This window comes from Lacinutrix sp. (assembly GCF_037625555.1).
Classification (GTDB): Bacteria; Bacteroidota; Bacteroidia; order Flavobacteriales; family Flavobacteriaceae; genus Lacinutrix.
Map to the genome: position 1 here is coordinate 22,198 of NZ_JASJHV010000057.1, position 7,460 is coordinate 29,657.

Annotated in this window: 7 protein-coding genes; all 7 read left to right on the plus strand. The window is 36.3% G+C overall.

Features of this window, described 5'->3' with window-relative positions:
- Entirely contained in the window at window positions 1-519 is a 519-nt protein-coding gene (locus QNK89_RS04555; RefSeq protein ID WP_340169776.1) for a hypothetical protein, read from the plus strand.
- Window positions 506-1,642 carry a hypothetical protein gene (locus QNK89_RS04560; protein ID WP_340169777.1) on the plus strand — a complete coding sequence of 379 codons (1,137 nt, stop codon included), beginning with the start codon at window positions 506-508 and terminating at the stop codon, window positions 1,640-1,642. Before QNK89_RS04555 ends, QNK89_RS04560 begins: the two co-directional genes overlap by 14 nt.
- Before the next feature lies 1 nt (window position 1,643).
- A complete protein-coding gene (locus tag QNK89_RS04565) occupies window positions 1,644-4,226 on the plus strand; it encodes a fibronectin type III domain-containing protein (protein WP_340169778.1) in 2,583 nt (860 codons plus the stop codon).
- A 3-nt stretch (window positions 4,227-4,229) separates the two neighbouring features.
- The gene (locus tag QNK89_RS04570; RefSeq protein WP_340169779.1) at window positions 4,230-4,370 is read left to right on the plus strand and encodes a hypothetical protein; all 141 of its coding nucleotides are present in this window, start codon (window positions 4,230-4,232) and stop codon (window positions 4,368-4,370) included.
- Window positions 4,355-6,259: a hypothetical protein gene (locus QNK89_RS04575; protein ID WP_340169780.1), complete on the plus strand. Its 1,905-nt coding sequence runs from the start codon at window positions 4,355-4,357 to the stop codon at window positions 6,257-6,259. The genes QNK89_RS04570 and QNK89_RS04575 overlap by 16 nt, the downstream gene beginning before the upstream one ends.
- 33 nt (window positions 6,260-6,292) lie before the next feature.
- On the plus strand, window positions 6,293-6,895 hold the full coding sequence (locus QNK89_RS04580; protein WP_340169781.1) for an XkdF-like putative serine protease domain-containing protein: 603 nt from the start codon (window positions 6,293-6,295) through the stop codon (window positions 6,893-6,895).
- 201 nt (window positions 6,896-7,096) lie between these two features.
- Window positions 7,097-7,460 (plus strand): hypothetical protein (locus QNK89_RS04585; protein ID WP_340169782.1); only part of this gene is annotated, 364 nt, incomplete at its 3' end.

The window sequence follows — 7,460 nt, forward strand, 5'->3', positions numbered from 1 at the left end:
ATGAACACTAAGAACCTAACAGATGCTCTGGCAGAAGTAAGAGACCTTATAATTAAGGAGTCTAAAGAGAACTTAATCGCTGTAAAAAAAGGCGGTGGAGCTTTAGAGAAGAGCATAAAGGGTACACCAGTTACGTCTGAAAGCGACACTTTGACATTTCAAATACTAATGGAGGACTATGCTACATTTGTAGACAAGGGAGTCAGTGGTACTAAACAAAAATATGACACACCATACTCATATAAAGACAAGATGCCGCCACCTAGTAGTTTAGACAAGTGGATAGTCAGAAAAGGCATAGCTCCGAGAGATGAGCAAGGAAGGTTTATGACTAGAAAGACGTTACAGTTTTTAATCGCAAGAAGTATATTTACCAAGGGCATAAAACCAAGTCTATTTTACACAGAGCCTTACCATAAATATCTAAAGAACATAAGTAAAAGACTACAAAAATCTTACAGAATAGACGTAAAAGACTTTACGGAATTTATAATAAAAAAGAACAATGGCAAAAATTAACGTAAGAAGTCCGTACTACGTGTATAAGACTCAAACAAAATTACAATCAGCTATATTAAATATATGGATATACAGTGGCACTCAAACAACTTCACGTCCAGCAGCAGCTACTTATACTTTAAGATCGTTTGCTATTAATGAAGCGGTAAATTACGAAATTGCAGAGCTTGTTAGGGACTATATGACTTATAGCGCAGAGAGCTATGAAACACCAATAGTATGGGTAGACTATCAGCTTACTAAAGTTGTTGCTGGTGTAACTTCAACTGAAACTCTAGTAGCTAATAAAGGGTTTTACGGTTTTGGATATTTTGAAGACGGATATAACCCTCAGTTAAATGCTGATTTTTTACAGTCTAACAAAACAATAGTTAAATTAGATGACGCACCAATTTACTTGCCAATCGACACCAATAGAGTAACGGAAGTTTCTTTTTACCATAACAATGAGAAAGTGTACGAGCAAAACTTTAGCCCGAATACAAACTCTGACAATCAAATACAATATGTAACAAATACAGATAGCCCAGCAGATAGGTTCAGGGACAGAGTGCTTAGCTTTAATCAAGGTAGTGGCCCGGGCATTTTTGAGGGAAGTATATGTTTTGATGAATTTTCTAACGAAATTGAAGTGTTTCCAGTAGACACTATTTACGTGTACTCTTTATACAATTCAGGAGGCGGCAGAGAGATTAAAGTTAAAAACATAGAAGAGTGTAAGTACGAGCCTTACAAAATAAGCTTCATAAATAAATACGGTGCTTTACAAGACATTTGGTTTTTCAAGACTAGTAGTAAAGAGCTAACTACTAAAAGAGAGTCGTTTAAAAGAAACACGCTTGTAGCTAATAACTATTCATTAAACGAACATCAAGACAAAAACCTATACAAAAGGGGTAACGAAAAAATGAGCCTAAATACTGGATTTTATCCAGAGGAATACAACGAGGTGTTTAAGCAGATGCAATTAAGCGAAGATGCTTGGATTAGAATTGACGGAAAATCTTTACCTATTAACATAACAGACTCTGGGTTTGGTTATAAGACCAGTTTAAACGACAAATTAATAAACTACAATATAAAAATAGAATTTGCTTTTGACACAATAAACAACATAAGATAAGATGCAGATAATTGACTTATACATAAGGGGCGTTGCTAGAACATCTGTGTTTAATAGCGTACCAACAGGAACAATAGTCATTGACAATGGGGCTCAATTTTTAAACGGACTATTTAAGATTGGGCAACTAGTAAAGAACTTAACAAGTGGTGTTGAGGCGCGAATTACTGCAATTAACAGCGACGTTTCATTAAGCGTAACAAGTGGGGTGTTTAGTGGATCAAACGTACCTTATCAAATATACGATGACTATACAAAGTTAGAACTATTTAAAGACGAAAGCGTTTCAATAACAGATACAATACAAAACGTTAAAGATCCAGCTAAAATATTTGCACCCTTTAGTCAACAATTTAGCGTTCCAGCTTCAAAACATAACAATAAGTTTTTTAAACATTATTACAATGTAGATATAGAGAACAGCTTTGACGCTAGATTTCAAGCAGATGCATTGATCCAGTTAAACGGAGTTAATTACAAAGTCGGTAAACTAAGGCTAAACTCTGTTGAGTTAAAAGAAGAGGTCGCTTACTCTTATAAATTAGTTTTTACTGGTAACACAGTAGAGCTTAAAGAAATACTGGCAGAGAATGAGCTTAGCTCTTTGCCTATACCAACTGGGTTAAACTACCAGTTTGACGACTATTATATTCAGCAAAAAGTTTTAAACGGAGCTGTTGACGCAGACATAGTATTTCCGCTAATATTTCATAGTAAAAATATGAGGTACAATGGCTATGGAAACTATAAGGACGAAATTAGCGATACGTTTATGAATGGATCGGACATAAAACCAGCTTTAAAATGCAGAGTTATTATTGATGCTATTGAAGCAAAGTACCCACAATTAAAGTTTAGCGATGAGTTTTTTAACTCGTACCAGTTTAAGAAGTTGTTTATTTGGCTACATAGAGAAGAGGGCTTTATGACTAATGCTATTGAAGGGGGTGAAGTGCAGATTATAAGCACAAGATGGAACCAGCCAGAAAACCCATCAGACCCACAAGATAACTGGGAGTTTTTAAACGGCACAAGACAAAGACCAGGAAGGTGTACGCAGCCACCAGCTGGAGAATATTATTACGAAACTGAGTGGACTGTTACAATGCCTGGCAATCAAAGCTACGAGGTAGAAATTAGAAGAGCATCTAACAATGACTTAGTATTTTCTAGCAGTGGATCAGGAACTCAGACTTTTAGCGATTACGAATTTAGATTTGCAGATTGGAGCTACAATGAGCTTGACGTTTACTTTAATGTTATTACAGATAACACTTTAGGTATAACTCAGACTTTAACAATGACGTATAAGTTTTTAAGAAACACTGGTGCACTAACCACCGTAAGTACTGGAGGGTACGATAGAGGAGTTGTGGCGTCTGACAATGAAGTTATAATAAGTCAGCAACTTCCTAAAATGAAAATAATCGACTTTCTAAAGAACTTGTTTATAATGTATAACTTAACTGCTTATAGAGACGGAGACGTTTTAGTTGTACTACCTTTAGATGACTATTACAGTCTTGGAGTTTCATACGATATTACTAGATATGTAGACACTAAAAAATCTACAATAAGCAAATTATCTCAGTTCAAAAAAATGAAGTTTGACTTTAAAAGCAAGAAGTCTTACTTAATACAGTACTCAGACGAAATTCAAGGAGACAAATTTGCGCAAGAAGAGTACGGAGACGACAACTTTGACGGTTCTACTTATAGTGTTGAGCCTAATTTTGAGAAAATGATGTACGAACGTTTAACGAACGGAGAAACTGATTTGCTAACTGGAATTGTACAAGGAGCTATGCTTAACAAGAAATTTGAGCCAGCTATTGGGCAACCTCTTTTGTTTTACGCTAACAGAACTTTAACTAGTGCGGGTTCAACTGCAAGTATACCTTGGGGCACTGGTAGTACTCTATTAAACAGTTACATAAGACCTTCGAATAGTTTGATAAATGACGCTAACCAGTTTATAAGCGACACTCTTAACTATGGAATTGAAAATGACGAGTACCTAAATAGCACAGGCAATCCGTATTTACAGCCACAGTCAAATGATTTATTCACTAAATATTACAGAAACTATGTAGCTTCTTTGTTTGCAATAAACGCCAGAAAAACTAAAGTATCGGCATATTTACCTTTGTCTATAATTTTAAAATACAATTTGAATGACGTCTTTATAATTGGACATAGTCAGTATAGGATCAACTCTATTAAAACTAATTTACTAACTAATAAAAGTGACTTAGAGCTTTACAACTTAACAACAAGCGTTCAACAAAGCCTAGGAGGTCAGTCACCGACTTTGGGTAGGGTACAAGGGCTAGTTGCTACTGGAAGCACTTCTAACGGGGTTAGTTTTTCGTGGGACTTATTATCTGCTCCTAACCTAGTTAAATTTAACGTTTATACTAATGACCTTTTTACTAACACTTCTTATGGTTCTGCGGTAACAAATGGCGGCGTTACCGGTTTACTTAATAAAACAACTTACAAGATAACGCTAAGAGCAGTTTATACTATTGACGGAAAGGAAGTAGAGGCTTTTGACACAAATATATTCGCAACAACAACTTAAAATATGATTAAAGATATACTAGAGGGTTTACAATATGACTTCAAAGGTGAATACATAGACGTAGCAAAAGGGAAGTACAAAATACCAGAAACAATGAAAGAAGGTTACGAACAATTAATAAATGAGCTATGGCAGAAAAAGTAGAAATCGAAGTAGTAGCTAAAACTAGTAAAGCAAATAAAGCTTTAAGCGATTTAGAGAACAAGCTTGATGGACTGTCTAAGGCTGGGCAGAAAAATAGAGAGGGTTTTAAAGTATTAGACGAAGCTACTGGTGGATATGCTGGTAAAATAAAAAACCTTTCTGGATCGGTTAAGGGTGTTATTACTGGAGCTAAGGGCTTTATAAAGACTTTAAAAGGAGTTAAGGGGGCTTTAATATCTACGGGTATCGGAGCTTTAGTTGTGGCTTTAGGATTGATCGTAGCGTACTGGGACGATATAAAAGGGCTTGTAGATGGAACTACTAGGGCACAGAGAGAGGGGTTAGCAGAGGCAGAGAAAATGAAAGCTGTTGCAGAAGAGCAATTAGCTATTACTGGCTCAATGGAGAATACTCTTAAACTACAAGGCAAAACAGAGAGAGAAATACGTGACCTTAAAGTTCAACAGACTAATGAAGTAATTGCTGCTACTGAGGCTCAATTAGCTCAACAAGAGTCTATGAAAAAAAGCCAGATAGCTGCTGCTAAAAGAAACAGAAACATAGTCGCTGGTATTATTGGTTTTATAACTGCGCCAATAACTGTTGTGCTAGGAATGGTTGACGCTATTACAGATACACTAGCTAAAATTGGAGTGATAGAAGAGGGAACTAAATTAGCAGAAGGCTACCTTTTAGGCGTTGCCGAGATGGTGTTTGACCCAGATGAGGTTGCTACGGAAGCTGATGAAACTATTAAAGAAACGGAAGACCAATTAAGGAAACTTAAAAATACAAGAGACGGTTTTGTTTTAAAAGACAGAGCAGATAAAAATAGTGCTAAAGAAAAAGCTAAGTCAGATAGAGAGAAGGCTAACAAAGAAGAGAGTGATGCTATTAAAAAAGCAGAAGACGAGAAAAAAGCTGCATTAGAAGCTATTCGCAAAGGCGAAATTGACACAGAAGCAGAGAGAAGAGAGGAGAAGCTTAGGCTTGTTGAGGAGGAGTACGCAAAGCTAAAAGAAGCTGCTGTTCTTTATGAACAAGATACTGTTGAACTAGAAAGTGCTAGGCTTACTAAGTTAAAAGAATTAAAAGACGGATTTAAAGAGAAAGACAGATTAGAAGAGGAAGCGAGAAAAGAGCAAGAGGAAGCAGATAAACTAGCTGAGCAAGAGGCGTTAATTGAACAACTTGAACTAGACAAAGAGTTTGAAGAGTTAAACTTTGAAGAGCAAAGAGAAGTTCTAGCAGAAAGAGAAGCATTATTACTAGAAGACACTACCTTAACAGATGAGCAGAAAATAAACTTAAAAGAACAGTTTGCTAAAAAAGAAGCTGATATTGACTTAGCTTCCAAAGAAGCAAAAGCTGCTGTTCAAAATGCTACTTTAGATGTTGCTCAAAAAGGGATTAATGTACTAAAACAAATTGCTGGGGAAAACATTGCCGTTCAAAAGGCTTTGCTTATTGCTGAGGGTGCTGCTGGTATTGCTAAAATATTAGTTAATACTGGTGTTGCTAATGCAAAAGCGGTTTCTGCTTCTGTTACAACTGGTGGTATGCCTTGGGTTGCTATAAATTCTATAAGCGCTGGACTTGGAATTGCTGGAAATATTGCTGCTACTGCAAAGGGACTTTCTGCTTTAGGAGGCGGAAGCCCAAAAGGAGGAGGAGTTGCACCGCCTAAAACTGCTGGTGGCGGTGGTACTGGAGTTATAGCTGAAACACAAGCACCTAGCTTTAATGTAGTGGGAGCTACTGAAACAAGTAGTTTAGCTGACACGATAGCTTCGCAAACTAGTCAACCAGTACAAGCCTATGTAGTGTCGAATGATGTTACTACTGCTCAGAGTTTAGAAAATAATATAGTAGAAGGAGCTACATTGTAATTACAAAAAAACAAATAAAAACGTTATATTAATATGAGAATAGTTGAGCTAATAATTGAAGAGGACGAAGAACTTTCTGGAATTGATGCAATAAGCATTGTAGAATACCCAGCGATTGAAGAGAACTTTGTGGCATTAAAAAACGATAAAGAATATAAACTGGCTGAGGTTGACACCGACAAAAGACTATTAACTGGTGCTTTGTTAATACCAAATAAAACTATCTACCGTAAAGACGGAGAAGACGAATACTATATATATTTCTCTAAAGATACGGTGCGCAAAGCATCTGAAATGTACTTAATAAACAACAAACAAAACAACTCCACGTTTGAGCATCAGTTTGAGCTTTCTGGGCTTAGTTTAGTTGAAAGCTGGATATTAGAGGACAAAGAAAAAGACAAGAGTGCTATTTACGATATGGACTTGCCTTTGGGAACTTGGCTAGGTACTGTAAAAGTAAACAATGAGAAAGTTTGGCAAGAGTTTGTGAAAACTGGAATGGTGAAAGGCTTTAGTATTGAAGGGTACTTTACTGAGAAAACTAAAAAAGAAGAGTTAAGCAGAGAAATTGAAGCTGGAATTGAATTGCTAAAAATTAAACAAATGATTTTAGAAGATGGCAACAGAAAATAGAACGCCTAGTTTAACTAGCCCTAAGAACGGCAGAAGAGCTTGCTTATGTAAAGGCAAGAATACGTACAGCAGAGAGTGTTGCGACGGATCTTTATGGGCACAAGGTATCGGATCAATCAACAGAGTCTTGCAAGGTGATTTTTTAATACAAGAAAACGGAAGCTTAATATTACAAGAAGATAATTACAAAATAAAAATATAATGGCAAACTTAAAAATAAGCGATTTACCAGTAGCTGGAGCATTACAAGGCGAAGAAATATTTGCTGTCGTTCAAGAAGGGGTTACTAAAAAAACTACTTTAAACGTTATAGACAACTATTTAGTTCCTACTGGTTGGACTAACCAAGCAAACATCACTATAGACCTAGGTATCGGGTATTTTGATAACGTAATGCTTTTAGTGCTTTCTTGGGGCGGTGTAAACGGCACTCAGGTTTTGAAATTACCTAGCGCATCCAGTAGCACGAACAGAATTATTAGAATTATAACTAACGGAAATTATGCGGTAGCGACTAGAACAGAATTAACTGCGGTAGGCGGAGACACTTTAGATGGTTCTACAA

Coding starts and splice junctions, on each gene's coding strand:
- QNK89_RS04555 (WP_340169776.1), top strand. CDS start 1: ATGAACACTAAGAACCTAACAGATGCTCTGGCAGAAGTAAGAGACCTT.
- QNK89_RS04560 (WP_340169777.1), top strand. CDS start 506: ATGGCAAAAATTAACGTAAGAAGTCCGTACTACGTGTATAAGACTCAA.
- QNK89_RS04565 (WP_340169778.1), top strand. CDS start 1,644: ATGCAGATAATTGACTTATACATAAGGGGCGTTGCTAGAACATCTGTG.
- QNK89_RS04570 (WP_340169779.1), top strand. CDS start 4,230: ATGATTAAAGATATACTAGAGGGTTTACAATATGACTTCAAAGGTGAA.
- QNK89_RS04575 (WP_340169780.1), top strand. CDS start 4,355: ATGGCAGAAAAAGTAGAAATCGAAGTAGTAGCTAAAACTAGTAAAGCA.
- QNK89_RS04580 (WP_340169781.1), top strand. CDS start 6,293: ATGAGAATAGTTGAGCTAATAATTGAAGAGGACGAAGAACTTTCTGGA.